Source organism: Candidatus Sericytochromatia bacterium, from assembly GCA_035285325.1.
Classification (GTDB): Bacteria; Cyanobacteriota; Sericytochromatia; order S15B-MN24; family JAQBPE01; genus JAYKJB01.
The window spans coordinates 1-22,078 of the sequence record JAYKJB010000124.1; the positions used below are offsets into that span (position 1 = coordinate 1).

Sequence of the window (22,078 nt, forward strand, 5' to 3'; positions counted from 1 at the left end):
ATTTCCTTGGGGGTGTAATCCAGCAGAAACAGGATGTCGCACGTCACCATGGTCGAAGCCGTATCCAGCGGAATCAACAACGGACGATGCTCCACGCCAGGGGCAAACGCCAGGCCGCAACCCCGCAAGACTTTCTTGTTCGGCACATGCGTCTGCGCCTGCACCACGAAGACGGGGGGAAGCGCCGCCGGCAGCGCCAGCGTGAAGCCACCGGACGACTGGGTGAAGACCCAGGCCGTCAGCAGATTGCCTTCCAGGTCGAGCGCCCGGACCAGGGTTTGTTCCGGCCACAGCATTTCCGTGACGCCGCCAGCCGTGTCTCGCTGCAGCGGCACCGCCGGCAACTCGCTCAGCAGGCCAAACTTGGCCAGTCCGACCATCTGCGCGGGGAAGTAGGGATAACCGGCCATGGCGGCCATGCCGGACGTCCCCGGCCGCAGCGTGGCACCATCCTGCCCGATCAAGGTCGAAGCGTCCTGCCCGATCAGGGTGGCGACATCCAGGCCGATCAGCCCGCTGCCTTGCGGGCCGATCAAGGTCGCGCCATCCAGGCCGATCAGCCCGTTGCGGCGATCGCCCACCAGGGTCGAGCCATCCAACCCGATCAGCCCGTTGCCACGATCGGCGATCATGGTGGCCCCATCCAAGCCCACCAGCCCCCCGGCAGCCGAGGCCTTCAGGGTCGCCCCGTCCATACCGATCATCCCCGCCGCCGACCCGGTCACACTCGGGCCGGCCACCAGCCCGCTCGCCTTCACCGTGCCAAATAAGCTGGTGGCCAGGCCAGGCCCCCCCTGCGCGGCAGCGCCCGATTGAGCCCCAGGACCCGCTGGTGCCAACGGCCCCGCCGCGACGATCGCGCCGCGCGCCGTGTCGTATCGGAGCGAGCCCGGCGCCGTCAGGAGGTCGCTCAGCGGGCGGGTGCCGCCGGGTTCCCCGGCCAGCTGAAGCGAGAGGCCCTGGTCGCCCTGAGCCACCTGAGCGGCGAGGCGGGTCAGGCCATCGCCCGCCTTCAAATGGCCCCCGGCCGTGAGGCGGAGATCGGCCAAGCGCAGGGCATCCGGCGCCGGCAGCTGCGAGCCCAGCTGAGGCGAGACGGAACCAGGGCGTGACATCGTCGCCTGTTGAGCTATGCCAGGCTGGGAAGGCTTGCTCACCAGGCGCAGGCGTCCGACGCTGGGATTGGCCAGGTCCACCTCGAGCGGCTCGAAGCCCTCCACGGCGACCAGATGCCGCGCGCGAGCCGCCAGCTGCTTGCCGGTCAGGCTCAAGGCCCCGTCGCGAATGACCATGTCGACATCATCGAAGCGCACCCGGGTGCCATCGGGAAGAGGGCCTTCCGCACTTTCAAGAACCAGCCGCCGACCCGCCTCCAGGCCCACCGGTGCTCCAGCCGCCGTTGTCCCGGCCCGCAAACGAAGCGTTTCCTGCTCGTTGTAAGTCGTGGGGACAAGCTGACACGCTGAGACGGCAGTGGCCAGCACCCACCCGCACATCCGACGGGAAACCCGGCGAGCGCCTGGATTCCAATCAGGCATTTACGCGCCCCTCCATCCCCACAGTTCCCGGAGAACTTCTAGCAACATACCCCGAAGTTCAAGTGTGCGAGGGCACGCCAGCAAAACCCGCAAGCGCAGCCGCTGGAGCCGTCGGAGCAGACAGCCGGCAGTCGGCGACGATTGACGCCAGCCCCGCCGGGGTGGTTCAAGTGAAAGGCAGGCCCGCATGCTCGGCTTGCCACCAGCAAAGGAGTGAAATCGAGATGAGCGCCACGACCGACACCACGCGTCCCGGCACCGGCCCCCTGAACGACCAGGTCATGCCGTTGCTGCACGACATCTACAAGGCCGAGATGGCCGGCATCAACCGCTACCTGCACTACTCGTTCATGATCATGGGGCACAATCGCATCCCGATCCAGGCCTGGTTCCGCTCGCAGGCCACCGAGAGCATGGACCACGCCACCATCATCGGCGAGAAGATCACCTCGTACGGTGGTCATCCCCCCATGGTGGCGGCCGTCGCGGAGGAAACCAACCTCCACACGGTCGATGCGATCCTGCGCGAAAGCCTGCAACATGAGGAGGCCACGCTGGCCATGTACCGCCGTCTGGTGGCGGTGGCGGGCGACGACATCGCCCTGGAAGAGCTGGCGCGCGGCTTCGTGCGGACCGAGACCGAGCACATCGACGAGGTCAAGAAGATGCTGCGGAGCCCGCACTAGCCAGCCTCTGGCAGGCCTGGCGGCGAATCGCCCCAAGACCCGAAAGCCCCTCGCTTGCGCGAGGGGCTTTCTCGATTTCAGGGCCAAGCCCACCGCGACGCTCCAAGGAGCCTGTTGCGATTGGCGCCAGCGTCCCGCGTGAGTTTCCGCGGGAACGTCTGGCGGCGCGCTATTGAATCGCCAGCAACTCCACGTCGAACTCCAAGGTGGCGTTGGGCGGAATCACCCCGCCAGCCCCACGCGCGCCATAGCCGAGCTCCGGCGGAATGGTCAGCTTGCGCGTCTCGCCCACTTTCATGCCGGCCACCCCCTCATCCCAGCCCCGGATCACGTCGCCGCGACCGAGGTCGAAGCGGAAGGGCTGGTTGCGCGAATGCGACGAATCGAAGACCTTGCCATCCATCAGCCGACCGGTGTAATGCACCGACACAACCTGACCGGGGGCGGCCACGGCGGCATCCTCCGCGCCGGGGGTGAGAATCTCGTAAGACAGGCCACTGGGCAATTCGGGCACGGGAACTTCCTTTCTGAAAGGGGAGCCGACGCACGACCGTCAGCGGGCGTAAGCGAGGGGTCATGGTAGCAGATCCCTACACTTAGACAGGCACGCGCAGCCGGATGGCGGAGGTCCCGGCAGGACCCTGCCCAATATCCTTGACTTAAGATAAAATTGAACTGAAATTAACTTTATGAGCGGGCCCCATGGGCCTGTCAGGAGCTTTCCTATGCGCCGCTTCCCGACCCCTGCCCTGCTCGGGCTGGCGATCGCCCTCTCCCTGCCGGCCTGCGGGCAGCGGCCCACGCCGCTGGCCCAGGCCGCCGCGACCGGCGCCACCGTGGCGCAGCGCGCCGATGGACGCAGCGAATGGCTGGTGAAAGTGGCGCCCCAGGCAGACCTGGCCGGCCTGGACGTGCTCGACCGCGACCTGGCCGCGCTGGGCTGGCTGACGGTGGCGCAGCCCGCCGGGATCTCCGCCAGTGAAGCCCGGCGGCGTCTGACGCGCCTGCCGGGGGTGCTGGATGCGCAGCCCAACCACGTCTACGGGCTGGACACGCCCGTCTCCGTGACGGCTCAGGCCCCGCGCTTGCCGGGCCTGTTGCAGGGCGACCCGGAGCTGGGACGCCAGTATCACCTGAACCTGATTCACGCCCCACAGGCCTGGGCCGTCACGCGTGGCAGCCGCCAGGTGCGCCTGGCCCTGCTCGACACGGGCGTCGACCCGGCCCACCCGGAACTGCGCGACCGGCTCGACCCGGAGGTGGGGCTTTACAACGCGGTGATGCGAAACAAGGACGTCCGGGACGGTCACGGCCACGGCACCCACACCGCCGGCATCGCGCTGGCCTCGCTGGACAACGGTGCCGGTGGCGCCGGAGTCGCCCCAGGCGTCAGCCTGATGGGCATCCAGGTGCTGTCATCGAACGGCAACGGCACCACCAAGAGCATCGCGACAGGGTTTCTCTATGCCGCCAACAACGGCGCCCGCGTGATCAACGCCAGCCTGGCGGTCTACCGGCGCGACAAGGTGCTCGAAGCCGCCATCCAGCAGGCCCTGGACCGGGATGTCTGCATCGTGGCGAGCGCCGGGAACGTGGGCAAGGAGAATGATCCCGAAACCGCCCCACACCTGCCGTCGACCTATCCGGGCGTGATCGAGGTGGCCGCCACCGATGCGCAGGACCGCGTGGCGAGCTTCAGCAACTTCGGCAAGACCGTCAGCGTGGCTGCCCCCGGGGTGGATGTCTGGTCGACCTTTCCAACCAAGAACGGGATACCTGGCTACGGGCTGGCCTCCGGCACCAGCATGGCCGCGCCTTGCGCGGCCGGCGTGGTGGCGCTGATTCGCAGCCAGCATCCGGACTGGAAGCGGGCCCAGGTCAAGGCCCACCTGGAGGCGCGCGCGCAGGATCTGGGGCTGGCCGGCTTCGATCCGCGCTTCGGCCACGGGCGCATCGACGCGGGCCGGGCCGTCGCCCTCTGAGGCGAACGCCGACAGGAACGCCTGGCCGGAGGCTTGCCCCCCGGCCAGCGGGCTCCCAGCACACGCGAGCTTCCGCGCCGGAGAGGGCCAGGGCCCCGACCGGCGCGAACGCGCGGCTCAGTTGAGCGAAAGGGCCTTGCCCGCGTCGATCAGGCCGTGGCCGTGGTAGGGGTCGAAGCCAGCATCGCCGAGATCCCGCGCGCCGGCTTCAATCCGACGACGCACCTCGTCCCGCTTGAGCCCGGGGTTCTCGCCCCGGATCAGGGCCGCGACCCCGGCCACGAAGGGCGCCGCCATGCTGGTGCCGCTGGCCGTGGTGTAACTCTTGGGCGCGGTGGGACCCAACCCGGCCCGCGGCCAGGTCGAGAGGATTGTCTCCCCCGGGGCGATCACCGAGACCGTCTTGCCGAAGTTGGAATACTTCGAGCGCACGTTGTCGGAATTCGAGGACGCCACCTCGATCACGCCCGGATAGGTCGACGGCAGGTGCGGGGCGTACTGCGGATCATTCTCCTTGTTCGAGTTGCCCGCCGAGGCCACCAGCACGCAGTCGCGATCCAGTGCATATTGCAGCGCCTCTTCCAGCACGGGCGAGTACTGGTACAAACCGATGCTCATCGACATGACCTTGGGCTGGTAGGTCATCGCGTTGACGATGCCCTTGGACACGCCTGAGGCTGTTCCCTGGCCCCGGCTGTTGAAGATCTTGACGGGCAGGAACTGGACCCCGGGCGCCACGCCCGCGATGCCCTCGCCGTTGTCGGCGGTCGCGCCGATGATACCGGCACAGTGGGTGCCGTGGCCGTGGTCATCCTGTGGGAACTTGAGCGGATCAATGACGTTGACGCCGGTCTTGTTGACCCGCCCTTCGAACTCGGGATGACCGAGGTCGATGCCCGAGTCGATCAGAGCCACCAGCACACCCTTGCCGCGCTTGGGCGCCCGACTCCAGGCCTCGGCCACGTTGCCGGCGCGCAGGGAATACTGCTGACCGACCATGGGATCGTTGCTGATGGCCTCCAACGACACCGGCCAATCGGGGGTCACGGAAGCCACGCCGGGATCGGCCGCCAGGGCGAGCAGGGCCTGACGCCCCGCGCCGTTGCTGGCCTGCACCACCAGCGCGCGCAGTTCCGGCAGGCGATCGACCACCGTCAGACCGGCCCGGTTGGGGGCCGCCAGCACACCGGGCAGCGCCTCGCCGCGCAGCATCACCACGGCGCGTTGCCCGCTCACGGCGAGCCCCGCCACCAGTCCTGCCCCACGCGTCTGGGGCGCGGCCGGCGCCTGCCGGCCGCAGCCGGCCGCGACCAGCGCGGCCAGGATCAAACCAGAAACCAAACGAGCTTGGCGCACGATTCGAACCTCCCGCCTCGCCTAGCGCACCGAGCGCTTGATGAAGACGTAGCCGCCCTTCTCGGCGCCCCAGACCTGCTCCCCGTTGGCGTCGTAGCCGCGGTCCCAGCTCTTGAGGGTGCTGCCCGAGACGACCACCTCACTGGTGGCATAGGCCGCGCCATACAGTTCGGACGGGCACTCCCGTCCGACCGTGCCGCCGGCCCAGATGCCGGGCGAGGTCTGGCGCAGGACCACCGCGCAGCCCGTGCGGGGCGTGAGGTCGGCTGGCTTGAGGTCACCCAGCGGGTTGGCCTGACGCCAGGCCCCCGCATACTTCAGGACGGGTTCCGGCAGCGTGTACACCTCGGAGGCCACCCGGCCGTCCGTGCGGGGCAACAGCCGGTAAACGCGCTGGCGATAAGGCAGCTGCACCTGCTTCGACAGGGCCTGCTCGATGTACAGCCAGGGGCCATCCTTGCGCTCAGGCCACACGCGCACCATGTGCAGGGTGACGTCACGGTAGTTTTCGGGATCGGCCAGGGCCTGATCCTTGCTGTCATAGACGCCGATCATCTTGTTGGCCAGCGCGTTGAGGGTGGCCTGGGTGGCCATGCCCTGCGCCTGCACCGTGGCTTGCCCCTTGAGCGAGGCGGTCGGGGTCGTGCCGCAGGCCGAAAGCGCGGTCAGCAGCGCAAAGAGGGGCAGGCTGCGGGTCATCGGATGGGAGAAGGTGAACATGGAATCAGGTTCCTCGGATGATCAGCGCTTGGTCCGCTTGGCGGCGGGGGTGCGCAGGGTAAAGACGTGAATCTGGTGCTTGTCGTAAGCGGGCGCAAAGATCTCCGGCGCGCCGTCCGCATCGAGGTCGGCCACGGCCAGCTGCCCCACCGTGCAACCGAGGTTGGCCAGGTCGATCAGCTGGTAATTCCAGTCGCTGCGGTCGGTGCTGCGCGGCGCCAGCAGGTGGACCCGCTGCGAACCGTCACCGGCCAGCAGGATCAGGGCCTTGCCGTTGGGTGCGGCCCCCGGCACCACCACTGGGGCCCCGGGAGAGGCCTGGTTGGGACCGCCGTTGCGGGTTTCGATGCCCTTGGCGATCACGTGCTTGGGCCACAGCGTGTTCTTCCAGTCCTGAGGAATTTCATAGGCAAAGGCGCCGGCCTCGAGGTTGGCCTCGTGGTTGGTCAGCACGACATCACGACGGCCGTCGCCATTGAGGTCCGCCACTTCGAGGTCGAAGGCCGAGCCGCACTTGGTATCGATCACGCGGTTGCGCCAGGTGTCGCCTTCCTGCCAGAGCACCGTGAAGCGCTTGGAGAAGAACTCGGAGGCCAGCACCTCCTCGCGGCCGTCGCCATCCAGGTCGGCCAGGCGGAAGTGAACATCCGGGCCCTGCGCGATCACGTGTTCTTCCCAGAAACCCGCGCGGTTGCGGCCTTCGCTGAACCAGACCAGCTCACCCAGCGCAGGGCCCATCATGGGCTTCTTGGCCCGCGCCGTCAGGATGTCCAGGCGCCCATCGCCGTTCATGTCACGCCACACGGCGCGGTGGTAGAACCAGCCGGGCTTCTTCTCGGTGACCACGCCCGGATCCGTCAGCACGCGGCTCGCCCCGCCCGCGTTCACCAGGGTCAGGGCGCCGGTCTTGCCAGGCACCAGGAAGCCGCCGGCCACCAGATAGCCACCCGGCATGACCGAACTCGGTACCGCCTTGACCTCGTTGGGCCAGACCGCATCCTTGGTGATCAGCTCGGGCGTCAGGCTCCGGCCGGCCAGCACCGCGTCGATCCCGCGAATGCGACGCACCGCATCGCCGCCGAAAACGCCAAAGGAGCTCACGATCAGGGTGGGCTGATTGCGCTCTTCACCTTCGATGTGCAGGAAAGCGGGGTGATCGATGGCGATCGTCGCCCGCGGTTCAGCCCGGTAGCCACGCGCCAGGGCCGACAGGTCCGAGGCGGCCGCCCGTGGGGTCGCCACCCCGGGCAAGCGCCCGCAAGCCGACGAGGCGGCCACCAGGGAGCCCAGCAAGAGCGAGGCCAGGATGGGTTTTTGCACGGTCAGGAACCTCCTAGGGACAATCCGGCAGGGGCCGGCCAATCACGGCGAAACGAGAGGGAGAACGGAACCCGCCGCGGCGGGACGAGACGATTGAGGGGGCAGGCTCAGGGGCACGCGGCCCTGGAAGGCCAGGCTGGTGAGCACGTACTGTGCCTCCGGCCAGCCCAGCGGAAACGCACTGGTGAAGCGGCCCGTGCGCTCGTCGAAGACCTCGCCGAGCTGCAAGGAACCGGTGGTATGGGCCTTGTCGGTGTTGCTGGCGTGCAGGCGCTTGGCCAGGGCCGTGTCGCCGGCCTGATGGGCCACCAGCGCCAGCCAGTCGGTCAGCTCGCACCAGCCCTGCGCGCCGTACCAGTCATCGCCCTCCCAGCGGCGCACGCCGCCACCGGGTTGCAGCAGGCGTTGCTGGATGCGGGCCATGGTGGCGCGGGTGATCGGGTCCTGCGGACTGACCACGCCATAGGGCCAGGTGGCGCCCAGCACCGAGGCGTCGATGATCGGGTCGGGGCGCGTCGCGCCAGGGCGCACGCCCTTGCCCCAGTAACCCTCGGGCGCCACCACCGCCTGCACGCGCAGCGCTTCCCGCAGGCCTTGCGCGGCCCTGCGCCATTCGCCGGCCTGGGCCGAGCGACCGGTGCGATCGGCCATGCGCGCCGCCGCTTCCAGCCCGCCCACGAACGAGGCGTTGGTCAGCGTCCAGCTCTTGTCCTTGAAGGTTTCCCAGAGGTCCATGTTGGGGCCGATCAGGCCCGAGGGCGTGATCTGGGCCTGCATGAAGCGACAGGCCCGCTCGATCTGTGGCCACCACGCAGCGATCGCCGCCTGATCCCGGCTGGCCGCCACGTAGGCATCCACGGCCGAAACCCAGTAGCCGCCCATCCACTCGGAGCCGTGCTCCCAGGCCAGGAAAGGTTTCCCGTCGCCCCGGTGGGTCACCCACCAGTCGCCGTCGGCCTTCTGGGTGCGGGCCATGAAGTCGAGGGCCGCACGCGCTTCCACGTGGTAGCCGCACAGGGCCAGGGCGCGCACGTCCACGACGAGGTCCTGGATCCAGACGTACTTGTAGGCCGGGCTGATGGTCGAGGCAGCCGCCAGAATGCCGCCCGTGTCGGCCTGCAGCTGCTTGATCACGATCAGGGCACGCCGGAAGACGGCTTCTTCCCGGGCGTCCCCGCCCGAGCGTGGGGCCCTCGCGAGGTGATCACGCCAGAAACCGGCATCGGCCTCAGCCAGCCGCGTGAAGCCCTGCCGCCGGGCGTGGGCGATCGCCGCCAGCGCGGCCTCCGGCTGGGCGCCCACGCTCAGGTAAAGGTCCTGGCTATGGCGTGCGCCCGGCGCCAGGGCCGGCACGTCGAAACTGAGCGCGCCTTCGGTACCGGCCACGCCCTGGGCGCTGCGATGGCCGCTCAAACGCCCGTCCCGCGCGTCGATCCCGGCGGCCACGGCCGGCCCCAGGGCCAACCCGGCCGCACCGCACTGATAGCCGCTCGGCTCGTCGTCGCCGGCCATGGCGGTGGCACAGCCGGCTTCGGGGTTCTGCACCAGCAGGGCCTGTTCGGCCGGGCGCCAGCTCAGGCGATCGTCGCGGCCTGTCAGGGTCAGGGCGAAATCGGCCAGCGCCATGAAGGAGCCGCCGTTCAAGGCCTCCACCCCCGTGTTTTCCAGGGTCACGCGCCGGGCGATCACGTCGACGTCGCGCACGGCCAGATCCTCGATCACCAACCGATAGCGCCCCTTGGGCTCCGCAAAGGTGGAGATGACCCGCCCCGTATCCGGCACGACGCGCTGGGACACCAGGCGCAGCTCATCGGCCCAGCGCAGGCTCCGGCCGTCGTGGAAGCCCACCGTGGCGACGCGCAAACGATTCTCAGCGTAGCTGGGCCAGAGCATGTTGATCAGCGCGCCCGGCCGCGCGAGGCGACCGAATTCGCGCGAGACTGCGCTCATGACCCGACCATTGGAGACCTGGGAAAAGTTGGGGCACACGCCGAAAAGCCAGGAGCCAGGCCCTGACATATCGAGCCCGCTGGCGCTCATGCCCAGGCGATCGACCGGCGTGGCCTGCGCGGGGCGCAGGGGAGACAGCCCGCAAGCGCTCACCAGACTGGCGGCCAAGCCGATCCCGATCAGCCCACGGATCCATCCGAGACGGCGAGACCGGCGCCCCAGCAGGGCACCTGGTAGCTGGTTCCAAGTGGAGCGACGGTGATCCACGCGAGCTTGCTTTCCATGGTCTGAACGGGCGCGACGACGTGATCCCAGTATGCAGCCCAGGGGTTTCCCGGGGGTTCCAAAAGACCAAGGTTAGGTTAAGGATGAATTAAAGATCGTTGAACCCCATCTCAAATAATTACCAAAGCTTAAGCTCTGGTTCCAGGCGTGGAACCGGGACGGAACCGGGCCGTCAGACAACCCCTCCAGAGAGCAGCGCCCGAGAGACGCGCTGAAGAGAGAGGAACACCCGATGCCCACCGCCCCCTTGCCCGAGGTCACCTTGCCTGCCCGGCGTCGCCCCGTCGAACGCCTGCGCGTGGGTCCGCCATCGAGTCCGCCCAAGGTGCCCGTCTACTACGATCACCAGCAAGGCACCCTGGTCCGCCAGGGCAGCGGCCTGCCCGTCACCTGGGAAGAATGGAACAATCTGGACCGCCACCAGCGGCAAGAAGCGCTGCGCCTGGTGCCGGCCGCCAAGCGCGCCAGCATCGATGCGGCCATCACCATGCGGGCCCGGGCTCGCGCCTGGGTCGGTGAAGGGCTCGAACCCGAAGCACGCGACCGTTCTTTCCGTCTGCGCTTGCGCCATGCGGCCCGCCTGGCCCGCAAGACGTTGGGCGGCAGTCACGCCACGGCCGCCACGCTGGCGGAGCTGGCCGGTGGCATCGACCCCCAGCAAGCCCCGCGGGACACCCGCGCCAAGGGGCTGACCATCGCCCGCCTCGGCGAGGCGATCCGGCGCGGCTTGCTGCGCCCCGGCATGGTGGTCCACGCCTCGCAAAATCCCCGGGCCATTGCCGCGGGCGAATCGGCCCAGCCGGTCTGGCTGACCTATCTGGGTCCCGACCGCCAGCACGGGCCGCGGTTTGCCGATACGCAGAACGATGCCTGGACGATCGAAGCCCTGGCCCGGGCCTATGAGAGCCACCAGATCGACTGGATCGCAGACCCTTATGCACCGGTGTCTGCCGGCTGAACGTTTCGGGTTCAACCTGGGGAGAGGGTCTCTCTCTCTCTCTTCCTCTCCCCACACCAGCGCCCCTGGACCTGCCGTCCGGGGGCGTTTGGTTGCTCGCATCAGGAAAGCGCGCCCTGCACAGGAAGGGACGGGCGTGCGCGGGTATAACCGGGGCGTGACCCTTGATGCCTGGATCATCCCGAGCAAGCTCAGCCCGCCCGCCTTGCCGCCGGACATCCTCCCGCGCGAGGACCTCTGCGCGACGGCGCGTGAGCCTGCGGTGACGATCCTGCAAGCCGGCCCCGGTGGCGGCAAGACCCTGACCATGGCCCTGCTGGCCCAGCGCATCGGGGGTGAGCTGGCCTGGGTGTCGCTGGACCAGGACGACTGCGACCCGACCACCTTGTTTGCTTATCTGGTGGCTGCCATTCGCGCCCACGTGCCCCCCTTCGGAGACGAGGTGCGGGCCATGGCGGGGCAGGGCGCGCCCGCCAAGGCAGTCTGGTCGCGGCTGTTCCAATCATTGGGGGCGTATGATCCGCCGGCCCTGACGATCGCCCTGGATGATGTGCATGGGCTGATCCAGCAGACGCCGGAGGTGATCAGTGGCCTGACCTACTTCCTCGACAAGCTGCCGCGCGGCGTGCGCCTGCTCCTGAGCACGCGCAAACGTTACCCGGGCGCCCTCGGCCGCCTGTCCGCCGCCGGCACCGTGCGCGTGATCGATGAGGCGCGCCTGCGCTTCAACCCGGCCGAAGTGGACGCCTACATGCGGGCCCGGGTGCCCGGCCTGGCCGATGACCCGGCCTTTCGCGAGCGGGCGCACGCGCTGGAGGGGTGGCCGCTGGGCCTGGATCTGCTGACGGCGGACCCGGGCCGGGCGATCGCCCTGGGCGGCAGCGGTGGCAGCGACCCGGAAATCGAGGCCTACATCGCGGAGGAACTCTATCAAGGCCAGCCGGCCCTGCGCCGCAGTTTCATGCTGCGCGCGGCCATTCTGGAGGAACCGACGGCCGAGGCCTGCCGCGAGGTGCTGCAGCTGGCGGACACGGACACCACGCTGGCCGCGCTGGAGGCCGACCACCTGGTCACGCGGCGCGGCGAGGCCTACGTCTTTCCGAACCACTTGCGTCAGTTCCTGCGCACCGAGGCCGAGCGCGTCGTGCCGGCGGAGGAACGCCGCGGCTGGCATCGCTGGGCGGCCGAACATTACCGCGAACAGGGGCGGGACGAGCTGGCCATCCCGCACCTGATTGCCTGTGGCGACTGGCGCGCCGCCGGCCAGGCTTGCCGGGAAAGCTTTCCACGCATGCGTCACGATGGTCGCCTGGCCCTGATCGGTCGCTGGCTGGACGCCTTTCCCGAGGCGGCCTTCGACCAAGACCCCTACCTGCTGGTCTGGCACGGCTCGGCCCTGGCCCGCGACGGCCGTCTGCCAGAGGGCCTGGCCGCCTTCGATCGCGCCCTGACGAGCTTCACCGCCCGAGAGGACCGGGCTGGCCAGTTCAAGGTGCGGGTGCGTCAGGCCAACATCGCGCTGGCACGTCAGGAGGCGCGCGACTACGCCAACTACCTGCTGGCGGCCCAGGCGCTGGCGACGGACGGCGAGCCCGAAGACCTGGCCGACCTGGCCTTGATTCGCGGGCATGCGGCCGAGCAAAAGGGCGATCTCGAGGGCTTCCGCAACTTCAACGAGCAGGTGCTGGCCCAGCGGGACGACGGCGGACTCGAACTCGCCGCCAGCCGCTACATCGCGCATGTGAACCTGTACACCTACCAGCTGCATCGCGGCGCCTATCGCGAGGCCCACGGGCATCTGGAACGGGCGATCGCGATCGCCGATGAACGCAATTTCTACCCCTACATGCTGGCCGCCAAGCTGCAGCGCATCCACCTGTGGGCCTGCGAGGGCAAGGTGGATGAGGCCGAATCGGCCCTGAAAGCCCTGCCGGCTGGCTGGCGCGAGGTGCTCGACTGGCACGACCTGGCCTGTGCCCACGCCGTGGCGGGCAACATCGCGATGCTGAGGGGACAGTGGCGAGAAGCCGATGATCGACTCAAGGCCTCCCTGAACCTGTTCGATCGGATCGGCCTGCAGGAAGGCAAGAAGATCCCGCTGGAACTGCAACTGTGGGTATGCGTTCGGCGCCACACGCCGCAACGCATGTCGGCGCTGCTGGCCGAGGCCAACGTGCCGGCCGGCAAGACGATCTACGACCTGGCCCTGCTGCTGCCGCGGGCGCGGGCCGCGCTGCAGCTGGACGATGCGGCCGGAGCCCTGGCGCTGGCGGGCGAGGCCGTCACAGGCCTGACGCCTCTGAATGCGGCCCGGCACCTGGCCCATGCGCACGCCATCATCGCGGCCGCCCGGCTGCGCCTGGGGGAACGGGGGGCCGCGCGGGCGGCCTTCGAGCAGGCCGAACAGCTCTTGCAATCCCGGCAGATCGCCTTCCTGCGCAACATGGATGCCGAACTGTGGAACGAGCTCTCCACCCTGGGCGCCGCCGCGCCGGTGGCCAGTGCGGCGGCCGCCGTGGCGCAGCAGGTGCGCACCGCCCCCTCGCTCGCCGAGACGGAACAGCAAGCCGGCGGCACGGCCCCCTTGGGCCTGACGCTGCGCATGCTCGGTGGCTTCGAAGCCCGCGTGGACGGCAGCGCGATCGACCGCTGGCCACGCCAGAGCGCCAAGCTGATCCTGGCCTCGCTGGCGATCTACCCGCGCGGCCTCACGCTGGTGGAACTGGCCGAACACGTGGGAGGAGGGGAAGCCTCCAACCTGACGCGCTTCAAGGTGGCCGTCTCGACCCTGCGTCGCATCCTGGAACCGGAGGTGGAACACGGCCGCGAATCCCGCTTCGTGCAGTTCGCCGACGAGCGTTACTTGCTGGCCCCGGACGCGCTGGCCAGCGTCGACGTGCGGGCCTTCGAGAACGGGCTGACCACCGCCGAGCGCCTGTGGGCCGAGGACCCCAACGCCGCGGCCGGGCGGCTGGCCGAAACGCTGGCGCTCTACCGGGGCAATCTGCTCGATTGCGCGCCCTTCAACGACCGCTTCCTGCCGGAACGCGAGGCCCTGCGCTTCAAGGCCTTGCAGGGCTTCCTCAGGCTGGCGGCCTGGCAGAAAGCCTCGCCAAACGCCGCGGAGCAAACGCTGACGCGCCTGCTCGGGCTCATGCCGTGGGAAGAGGAAGCGGCCCTCGCCCTCATGCGGCACCACGCGGCGATCGACCGACCGGATCGGGTCCGACAGGTCTATTGGGACTGCCGCAAGGCCCTCAAGGCGGCCTTCGGCGGCACACCCTCCGAGGAGTTCGAGCAGGCCTATCAGGCCCTGCTCAAGGCCTGAGATCGGGTTCCATCGGGGCAGTCGGCGGTTCCGGTGCGGCGAGGACGTCTCCGCGCTCTTGAACGGGACAGAACCCAGCGGTCTTCAAGCAACCTTGGTTTTCATTAACAAGCACTTAACGATCAGACTTCCCGCTGGAACCGGGACGGAACCGGGGGGCGGCATAACCTCCTTACGCGATGCAGGTTCGCGCCCCAGAGAGGATCCGCCATGACCACCGTCCCGACTCGCCCCACCGCCCCAACACCGGCACCGGTCCGCACGGGCGCCATGCTGCTCCACGGCAGCCGTGGCGAGGGTGTGCGCGAACTGCAAGCGGCGCTCAAGGCCCTGGGCTTCAACGCGGGGGACGTCGATGGCGTGTTCGGCGAACGGACCGGCATGGCGCTGCGCGACTTCCAGGTGTCCCACGCCCTCCCGGCGGATGGCGTGGCCGGTCCCCAGACGCTCAAACTCCTGAACGCCAAGCTGGCCGCCCGTCAGAAGGAAGAGACCAGCATCGACACGCGTTCCACCTGGAGCGGTGTCACGGGCAACGTCTACATGAACTTCGGCCACCGCCTGGTGGACGATTCCTTCGTGCATCTCTCGCGGGACAAGCGGCTGGTCTGGAGTGACACCGGCACGCTCGTCAGCCCCCACCAGTGGGCGGCCATCGGTAATTTCCAGCGCGAACATTTCCTGAAACAGGTTCCCGTGGCCGAGCGTGAAGCCGTGATCAAGAGCCTGATGGGCGGCAGCGCGGCCAAGATCAAGCGCGAGGCCCCGCCCACCCCGGCGGTGGGTCGCAACCAGCCCCCCATGCCCGGCAGTTCGGCCGACCAGCAAATGAAGAACATGCTGGAGGTGGCCAAGCGCCACTCCGTCGGCAAGCGCCCGGATGGCTGGTGCTACATGCACGTCTGGAACTACATCGAGCGCTCGGGCTACGGCAACATGCCGGGTGAGGGCATCCCGGACTCGCATGCCACTTATGCCAAGCAGTTCGCCGAGTATGCGGATGCCAACCTGGCGCGGCTGGGGCTGCGCAAGCTGGCCCTCGATAATCCCTACAAGGCGCCCCCGGGTGCGATCGTGGTCGTGCGTCCCGGCACGCCTGGCACGGCTCACCCGATCGCGGGTGACATCGCCATCGCCACCGGCCAGGGCTGGTTCGCCAACGGCGGCGAGATGGGCTACGGTGGGCCCGGCAACTTCCCGCCCGGCAACAAGCTGGTGCTCGGCATCTACGTGCCGGCCTGATTCCTTTTCTTCTTCCTCTCCACTCCTCTCTCTTCACACACCGCCGAGCCCTGGACCCGCCCCAAGCGGAACCGGGGTTTGGTGGTGTTTTTGGGGGGCATGAAGCCACTGACGCGTGGCGCTACCAGCTTCCGTAAGGCTGATTGAGCGCGCTCAGGCGATAGCCACCGGGCGTGGCCGTCAAGGTCGAGAGCGAGAGCGGCTCCACGTCGAGGAAGGCGGCCCTGCGCGTGCGCACGCCCAGCGCCGAGGCGACCAGGCAGCGAATCGGGCCGGCATGGCAGACCACCACCAGGTCTTCAGCCGGAAAGGCCGCGGTGGCCCGGGCGATCGCCCGCGTGACGCGGCGTCGCACATCCCCGAGGTGTTCCCCACCGGGCGGACGTCGGCGATCGAAGGCTTCCAGATAGGCCGCCGCCTCAGGGTCAGAAGCCAGCACGTCCGCCCAGGTGCGGCCCTCCCAATCGCCGTGGCTCTGCTCCCAAAGATCTGCCTCCTCGACCCACCGGGTCGCCCCGAGCCAGCCTGCCGTCTCGCGCGCGCGTCGGGCCGGGGAGACCAGCCAGCGGGCCTCAGGCCCCCAGGGCATCGCTCCGACGGCCGCGGCGGCCGGCAGCTCGGCCGCCACATCGAGGCGCCCCACGATCCGGCCGCGGTACGCCGCCTCGATCGGCGCATGGCGAATCAGAAACAGGCGCATCAGGGCCGCCAGACAGGGGCACCCAGGACCACCGCGGGTTCGATCGCCAGCCAGGCCCCGAGGGCGAGCAGGGCGACCAGCTCGCCGACCTGCTGGGAGGCCCCGAGCACGTCCCCGGTCACGCCCCCGACCTGCTCCCGCGCGTAACGATCCATGCCCAGCGCGCTCAGCAGGCACAGTGCCAGCACGCCCAGGGCCGCGGGCAGGGGCAGGCAGAGCAGTCCCAAGAGCAAGGCGGTCGCCAGCGCCACGAGGGGTTCCCGCCAGGAGAGCCCGACCGTGTCGGCCCCCAACCCCTCCGTGCGGGCCCGCGGTGAGCGCCAGAGCATGCCGACGATGCCGGCGCGGCTGGCGGCATGCACCGCGACCAGCGCCGGGAGGGCCACCGCGAGCGGCAACCCGGCGATCGCCTGAATGCGCAGCAACAGGGCCCCGACCAGTGCCAGCACGCCATACGTCCCGAGCCGCGAATCCTTCATGATCTCCAGCTTGCGGGCCACGCTCATGCCGCCGCCAAAGGCGTCGGCCACATCCCCCAGGGCATCCTCATGAAAAGCGCCCGTCAGCACGGCGGCACCCAAGGCGGCCAGCGTCGCGGCCAGCAGGGGAGGATAGTAGCCGCCCGCCAGGACGAACATGCCCCCGACGGCAGCCCCGACCAGGCCCCCGACCAGCGGGTAATAGCGGCTGGCCGCGGCGATGTCGGCCGGCGTGACGTCGCCGGCCAGACGCAGCGGCACGCGCGTCAGGAAGATCACGGCGATCGCCATGCGACGCGGCTCCTCCTGCCAGAAGGGGCGCTGGATCGGTGCCACGGGCACGACCACGGCCGCATCGGTCGGCGCAGGTTCCGGGTTCACGTCTGGCCTCCGGCCGCAAGCGGCTCTTCGAGGTTGGCTTCCTCGTAAGTCGATACCTCGGCCGAGACCCGCACGGCGGCCTTCAACAAGCCGAAGGCCAGGGCCGCGCCGCTGGCCTCGCCCAGACGCAGGCCCCAATCGAGCATGGGCACCAGTTCCAGGGCCGCGAGCACGCGGTCATGCGCGGGCTCCGCGGAGCGCGTGGCGGCAATCAGGGCCGTACGGCAGGCCGGTGTGCGCGCCGCCGCGATCAGCGCGGCCGCCCCGACAATGAAGCCGTCCAGCAAGACCGGCACCCCACGCGCCGCCGCCGCCTCGATCGCCCCGACCATGCCGGCGATCTCATAGCCACCCAGACAGCGCAGGGCCTCGCTGGGATCGAGCCGGGCGGCCGCCCCGTGCAGGGCCAGCGCGCGGGTCAGCACCTCCTGCTTGCGGGCCAGGCCCCGCGGCCCCAGCCCGGCGCCGGGCCCCAGCACCTCGGTCGGCGTCAGCCCCAACTGCACCGCCACCAGCGCCGAGGCGGCGGTGGTGTTGCCGATGCCCATCTCGCCCAGCACCAGCAGATCCAGCTCGGGCAAGCGCGTGACCGTTTCAGCCCCGGCGGCGATCGCCTGGGCCAGCTCGGCCGGGGTCATGGCCGCTTCCTGGCAGAAATTGCGGGTGCCGCGCCGCACCTTGGCATCCAGCAGCGCATCGGCCGCGCCGAAATCATGGTCGACGCCGAGATCGGCCACCAGCAGACCGGCGCCGGTTTCGCGGGCCAGCGCGTTGACCACGCCGCCGCCACTGAGAAAGCGATAGACCATCATGGCAGTGGCCTCGGGCTTGTAGGCACTGACGCCCTCCTCGCGCGCCACGCCGTGATCGCCGGCCATCACCACGATCCAGGGCGCCCGCAGGGTCGGCCGCATGCGCCGCTGCACCTCGGCCAGCTGCAGCGCCAGCGCTTCCAGCCGCCCGAGTGCGCCGCGCGGGGTGGGCAGGCGGCGAAAGCGGCGACGCAACAGGTCAGCCCCCAGCACGCCCTCGGCCGGATCGTCCGGCGGATGCCAGGAGCAGGGGGCCGGGGCCAGCACGACCGGCAGGTCCGGTGCGGGCAGGCCGGTCGGAGGGGGGGGCGCCCCGGCCGGCGCCTCGGCGAAGGGTCGCGCCACGCCCCAGCGATCCGCAAACACCAGCGAATCCAGCGGCAGGCTCTCGCGCCAGCCGACCCGCCCCAGCAGCGGACTGGTCGGCAGCTCGACCGGATGGCCCAGGCACAGGTAGGCCACCGGCACCACCCCATCGGGCAGACCGAGCAGGGCCGCGATGTGCGCAGGTTCCATCAGGCTCATCCAGCCAACCCCCAGGCCCTCGGCCCGTGCCGCCAGCCAGAGGTTCTGCACGGCCAGGCAGGTGCTGTAGAGGTCCATCTCACGCATGGTCGCGCGCCCGAGCACATGCTCGCCGCCGCGGCCGCGATCGCACGTGACCAGCAGATTCACCGGCGCATCCAGGATGCCCTGCAGCTTCAGCGCCTGGTAGGCGGCCTGGCGATCGCCGGCATGCAGCTGCGAGGCGCGGGCGTTGACGGCGCGAAAGTGGTCATAGACCTCCTGACGCAGGGTCGGGTCTTGCACCAGGATGAAGTTCCAGGGCTGCATGCGCCCGACCGAAGGGGCCTGGTGGGCGGCCTCCAAGATGCGCCAGAGCGTGGCCTCCGGCACCGGGTCGGGCCGATAGGCGCGCACGTCGCGACGCTCGCGGATGGCGCGATAGACCGCCTCGCGTTCGGCGGACGAGAAGTGAGGGTCGTGCATGAAAACCTAGAAGGTGGGCAACTTGTCGCCGAGCCCCTTGACCCAGCGGCGCACGCTGTTGGGGTCGGTTTTGACGGCATCATACGCCTGGCTCATCCGCTGCACCAGGGCCAGTCGGTCGAAGACCGGCCGGAACGGCACGAACTGATAGACGAAGTCCGCCGTCTGCAAAACCACGTGGGCCGGGCCATCCAGCGCCCTGGCCGTGCGGCCGAGGTCGCGGCTGGCGGCGCGCACCAGCGGTCCATTGGAGAACTGTTCCAGATTCTTGCGGGCCGCCACCACGCCCTGGTTGTGGCGCACCACGCCGGCCCGCCCCTCACGGGCCATCCAGGTGCGGGCGCGGGAGAGCCCGAGGCGATCGCCAGCGCCATCCATCGAAGGGCTCATGCGACGCATCAGGCGCTCCTGGCGCTGCCAGCCGGCTTCCACCCAGCCCACCTTGCGACCGATCTCGCGCACGCTGGCGGCAGGAGGCAGCAGGGCGATCGGCTTGACGGCCTGCTCGGCCGCCCGAGCGGCCACGGGCGCCAGTTCCTCGCCGACCTCCCGGCTCGTGCGCACCGCGGCCTGGCGAGCAGTCGGCATCGCGTGCTTGACCGTGCTGGCGACTGCTTTCGAAAGGATCGACATGGCAGGGATTCCTCACACACCACCCCGGGCGCCACCCGACCAGGGCTCACATGAAAGGAGATGGTCAGCCCGGGTTTCACCCCAGTTCCAGCAGGAACATCTCCTCATTAACATCGGATTAATTTCCGGAAGTCGATCTGGATGCGCCGTTAGCGGCCAGGGATCCGTGCTGACGGGCCCAGTTCAGATTTGGGCCTTCAAAATCCCAGCATCAGTGACCGAAAATCAGTCCCCAGCTTGAATTGAGACCCTATCGCCGCGTCTGAAAATCAATTTAAACAAAACACAAAGTCGGACGGGCGAGTTCGGAACCGACCCGGAACCAGGGCGATGGAAACAGAAGGTGGTTGGTCGTTCACCGACCGTGTGTGTGAGAACCAGCTTCGCCCCCGCGCCGGTGGCGCCCGCGAAGCGGATGTGAGAGAAGGAATCCGACCCATGCCCATCACCAGCCAGGTTGTCCGCCAGCTCGCCGCCAAGCCAACCGCCCAGGCTGCCCGCCAGGCGGCCAAGCGCACCAGCCAGGCGGCCACCCGCGTCGCCGGGGATGAGTTGGCCACCCGCAGCGCCACCAAGGTGGGTCGCACGGTCGCGGCCAAGGCGGCGGCCCAGGCCGTCATGGCGCCGCCGGTGCTGACCAAGAAGGCCACCCAGCTGCTGACCGGCGCGGGCGTCACCAAGCTGGTCGCCAGCGAAGCGCTGACGGCCGGCGATCTGGTCTTCCAGCAAGCCATCAAGCAGGGCCTCAAGCAAACGGACGCGCTGGCCCTGGCCAGCCAGCGCATCGCGGAAAAGCTCGGCACCGCCGGCGTGAACACGGAGCTGGTCACGGCGCTCACCAACGGCCTGCGGCCGGCCACGCGCGCCCAGCTGGGCAAGTCGGCGGCAGCCGGACGCGTCACGCGCAGCGTCAAGAAGGCCGCCGGCAAGACCAAGCCGGTGGTGAATCCCGTCCCCGGCAAGCCGGTCCCCGTGGCCCCGCAACCGCCTGTGGCCACCAAGCCGGCTCCCAAGGCACCGCCCGCGGCCAAACCGATCGCCAAGACGCCCCCCCGGCCCACCGGCACCCCCGCCCCGATCCGGCGGGCCGCCGAAGACCTGGCCCTGCTCGGCACCGCCGCCTACGAGGCCGGTCGGCTCACCCGGCGGGCGGCCGATGCCACCTACCGCGCTGGGCAGGCCACCCGCGCCTACGTCGCGGAGGGCGGCATCACCCGGAGCTGGCAAGGCGCCTGGGCCCGCCACGACCAGGCCTATCAGACCATGCAGCGCGAACTCACGGAAACGACGCAGGCCGCCGGCCAGTGGGTGAAGCAGCTGGCCACGCGGGTGATCAGCGGCTAAACCCGATCCACTGCTCGAAGCTCGAGGCCAGGGGAGCAAGTCCCCTGGCCTCTGGTCTTGCCTGACCCTGGAAACGCCTATCGAGGGGCGTTTCACAGGCGGGCAAGCTGGAATCCCTGACGGCAGCCCATAGGGACTGCGGAGACAAGATACGCACGCGCCTCCCGTCTTGTTCATCGCACAGGTGGACTACCAATGAAGCCATCCCACGAAGCCAAATGGCTTCATGGGGACCGTTTGAAGCCGGGTATAAGGGCAGCGGTTCAACGCCATACGATGCTTGAAAGGGACGCTTACCGTGAAACGCCTGGCGCTTGCTCTCTCTGTCGCCCTGCTCTGTAGCCAGCCCGCATCCGCCTCGGCACAGACGAACGCGGTCCCGGGAACCGCCGTGGAACGCCAAGGGCTGGGGATGTCCGTCAGCTGGATTGCCGGCTCAGGCCTGACTTACTTCCGCACCTTCCCGAACGGCTTCGGCTACCACGTGGCAGGTGTGGGTTGGGGGCAGGGCGCCAGTGGCTTCTGGAACGTCGGCGGCGCCCTCACCAAGGAACTGGCCCGCCATTCTTCAGGCTCGCTCTACGGCCTGCTCGCCAGCGGTGCGGGCATCTCGCTTTTCTCGGGCATGGGCGGGTTGTCAGGCGGCACCAGTCCGCAGATCAACGTCGCGCCAGGAGCCGGTTTCACCTGGGGCAATTTCTTTTTCGAGGGCGGCATGTCCTTCTTTTACAACGACCAGGGTTTTGGCTACACGCCAGCCTTCGGCGGCGGGTTGCTGTGGTGGTTCTGATGACACACCTCATTCGTCGCGCGGCCTGGATCGTGGTCACCGGAGCCCTGCTCGCAAGTTCGGGATGCGTTCCGTTCGGCAGTTCCGCCCGTACGATGCGGCCTGAAATCACCTCGATGATGAAGTTTGCCGCGTATCCCGGCGCCACGACCCTGTCGACGGAACCTTTCGGGGCCAATGATCCGCTGGGCTTGCCCAGTTCCGGTGCCATGCGGACCTTGCAGACCAAAGACACCCCCTCCCGCGTGTTCGCGCATTACCAGAAATTGCACGCCCGCTACGAAAAAGAGGGCTGGACCCTGGAGAGCGGTACCTGGGCTGATGAGGGCGGGGACCAGATTCCGGAAAACTACGAACGGGCCATTCGCATCACCCTGGCCTTGAAACAAAAAATGCGCATTGAAATCAACGTGGCACCCGAATTTGAAGTCAATGACAGCGTCTCTGCTTCCCCTGCGCCGTCGCCGACTCCATCCGCGCCATCAGCGGACGTGCCCACTCCCAGCCCGAGCCCATCAAGCTCTCCGGGCGTCAAGAAGACCTGGAAGGTGACCCAATCATTCTGGGTTTACTGACGTGGCAGG

Annotated in this window: 18 protein-coding genes; 8 read left to right on the forward strand and 10 right to left on the reverse strand. The window is 69.0% G+C overall.

Annotated elements, in window-relative coordinates; genetic code table 11:
* A partial coding sequence (locus tag VKP62_15320; GenBank protein ID MEB3198566.1) for a hypothetical protein occupies positions 1-1,538 on the reverse strand: 1,538 nt, incomplete at its 3' end.
* Positions 1,539-1,762: 224 nt separating this feature from the next.
* Here VKP62_15320 and VKP62_15325 point away from each other — a divergent pair.
* Complete coding sequence (locus tag VKP62_15325) at positions 1,763-2,224, forward strand: ferritin-like domain-containing protein (GenBank protein MEB3198567.1); 462 nt, start codon at positions 1,763-1,765, stop codon at positions 2,222-2,224.
* Between the two features lie 169 nt (positions 2,225-2,393).
* Here VKP62_15325 and VKP62_15330 read toward each other — a convergent pair whose 3' ends face one another.
* Positions 2,394-2,738, reverse strand: a complete 345-nt coding sequence (locus tag VKP62_15330; GenBank protein ID MEB3198568.1) for an FKBP-type peptidyl-prolyl cis-trans isomerase — start codon at positions 2,736-2,738, stop codon at positions 2,394-2,396.
* Positions 2,739-2,949: 211 nt separating this feature from the next.
* Here VKP62_15330 and VKP62_15335 point away from each other — a divergent pair, with 211 nt between their 5' ends.
* Entirely contained in the window at positions 2,950-4,206 is a 1,257-nt protein-coding gene (locus VKP62_15335; GenBank protein ID MEB3198569.1) for a S8 family serine peptidase, read from the forward strand.
* Between the two features lie 117 nt (positions 4,207-4,323).
* Here VKP62_15335 and VKP62_15340 read toward each other — a convergent pair whose 3' ends face one another.
* The 4 genes from VKP62_15340 to VKP62_15355 are packed head-to-tail and all read right to left on the reverse strand — an operon-like array spanning position 4,324 to position 9,819.
* The gene (locus VKP62_15340; GenBank protein ID MEB3198570.1) at positions 4,324-5,562 is read right to left on the reverse strand and encodes a S8 family serine peptidase; all 1,239 of its coding nucleotides are present in this window, start codon (positions 5,560-5,562) and stop codon (positions 4,324-4,326) included.
* A gap of 21 nt (positions 5,563-5,583) precedes the next feature.
* The gene (locus VKP62_15345) at positions 5,584-6,282 is read right to left on the reverse strand and encodes a chromophore lyase CpcT/CpeT (GenBank protein ID MEB3198571.1); all 699 of its coding nucleotides are present in this window, start codon (positions 6,280-6,282) and stop codon (positions 5,584-5,586) included.
* Between the two features lie 21 nt (positions 6,283-6,303).
* On the reverse strand, positions 6,304-7,602 hold the full coding sequence (locus tag VKP62_15350; GenBank protein ID MEB3198572.1) for a VCBS repeat-containing protein: 1,299 nt from the start codon (positions 7,600-7,602) through the stop codon (positions 6,304-6,306).
* A gap of 42 nt (positions 7,603-7,644) precedes the next feature.
* The gene (locus VKP62_15355) at positions 7,645-9,819 is read right to left on the reverse strand and encodes a glycoside hydrolase family 15 protein (GenBank protein ID MEB3198573.1); all 2,175 of its coding nucleotides are present in this window, start codon (positions 9,817-9,819) and stop codon (positions 7,645-7,647) included.
* A gap of 250 nt (positions 9,820-10,069) precedes the next feature.
* On the opposite strand from VKP62_15355, the gene VKP62_15360 reads away from it, so the two are divergent.
* From VKP62_15360 to VKP62_15370, 3 genes are all read left to right on the forward strand, one after another.
* Positions 10,070-10,795 carry a hypothetical protein gene (locus tag VKP62_15360; protein ID MEB3198574.1) on the forward strand — a complete coding sequence of 242 codons (726 nt, stop codon included), beginning with the start codon at positions 10,070-10,072 and terminating at the stop codon, positions 10,793-10,795.
* A 136-nt stretch (positions 10,796-10,931) separates the two neighbouring features.
* A complete protein-coding gene (locus VKP62_15365; GenBank protein ID MEB3198575.1) occupies positions 10,932-14,123 on the forward strand; it encodes a BTAD domain-containing putative transcriptional regulator in 3,192 nt (1,063 codons plus the stop codon).
* A gap of 210 nt (positions 14,124-14,333) precedes the next feature.
* Complete coding sequence (locus VKP62_15370; protein MEB3198576.1) at positions 14,334-15,365, forward strand: peptidoglycan-binding protein; 1,032 nt, start codon at positions 14,334-14,336, stop codon at positions 15,363-15,365.
* Positions 15,366-15,486: 121 nt separating this feature from the next.
* Here the strand turns inward: VKP62_15370 and VKP62_15375 are convergent, their stop codons facing one another.
* From VKP62_15375 to VKP62_15390, 4 genes are read right to left on the reverse strand one after another with little or no spacing between them, the layout of a single operon-like run.
* Positions 15,487-16,065, reverse strand: a complete 579-nt coding sequence (locus tag VKP62_15375; GenBank protein ID MEB3198577.1) for a histidine phosphatase family protein — start codon at positions 16,063-16,065, stop codon at positions 15,487-15,489.
* Entirely contained in the window at positions 16,065-16,925 is an 861-nt protein-coding gene (gene cobS, locus VKP62_15380) for an adenosylcobinamide-GDP ribazoletransferase (GenBank protein MEB3198578.1), read from the reverse strand. Before cobS ends, VKP62_15375 begins: the two co-directional genes overlap by 1 nt.
* Positions 16,922-18,727: a nicotinate-nucleotide--dimethylbenzimidazole phosphoribosyltransferase gene (gene cobT / locus VKP62_15385; GenBank protein MEB3198579.1), complete on the reverse strand. Its 1,806-nt coding sequence runs from the start codon at positions 18,725-18,727 to the stop codon at positions 16,922-16,924. The genes cobS and cobT overlap by 4 nt, the downstream gene beginning before the upstream one ends.
* A gap of 6 nt (positions 18,728-18,733) precedes the next feature.
* Positions 18,734-19,360 carry a hypothetical protein gene (locus VKP62_15390; protein ID MEB3198580.1) on the reverse strand — a complete coding sequence of 209 codons (627 nt, stop codon included), beginning with the start codon at positions 19,358-19,360 and terminating at the stop codon, positions 18,734-18,736.
* A 438-nt stretch (positions 19,361-19,798) separates the two neighbouring features.
* On the opposite strand from VKP62_15390, the gene VKP62_15395 reads away from it, so the two are divergent.
* From VKP62_15395 to VKP62_15405, 3 genes are all read left to right on the forward strand, one after another.
* Positions 19,799-20,704, forward strand: a complete 906-nt coding sequence (locus tag VKP62_15395) for a hypothetical protein (GenBank protein ID MEB3198581.1) — start codon at positions 19,799-19,801, stop codon at positions 20,702-20,704.
* Between the two features lie 391 nt (positions 20,705-21,095).
* Complete coding sequence (locus tag VKP62_15400; GenBank protein ID MEB3198582.1) at positions 21,096-21,494, forward strand: hypothetical protein; 399 nt, start codon at positions 21,096-21,098, stop codon at positions 21,492-21,494.
* On the forward strand, positions 21,494-22,069 hold the full coding sequence (locus VKP62_15405) for a hypothetical protein (GenBank protein ID MEB3198583.1): 576 nt from the start codon (positions 21,494-21,496) through the stop codon (positions 22,067-22,069). Before VKP62_15400 ends, VKP62_15405 begins: the two co-directional genes overlap by 1 nt.
* The last annotated feature ends 9 nt before the right edge of the window (positions 22,070-22,078 follow it).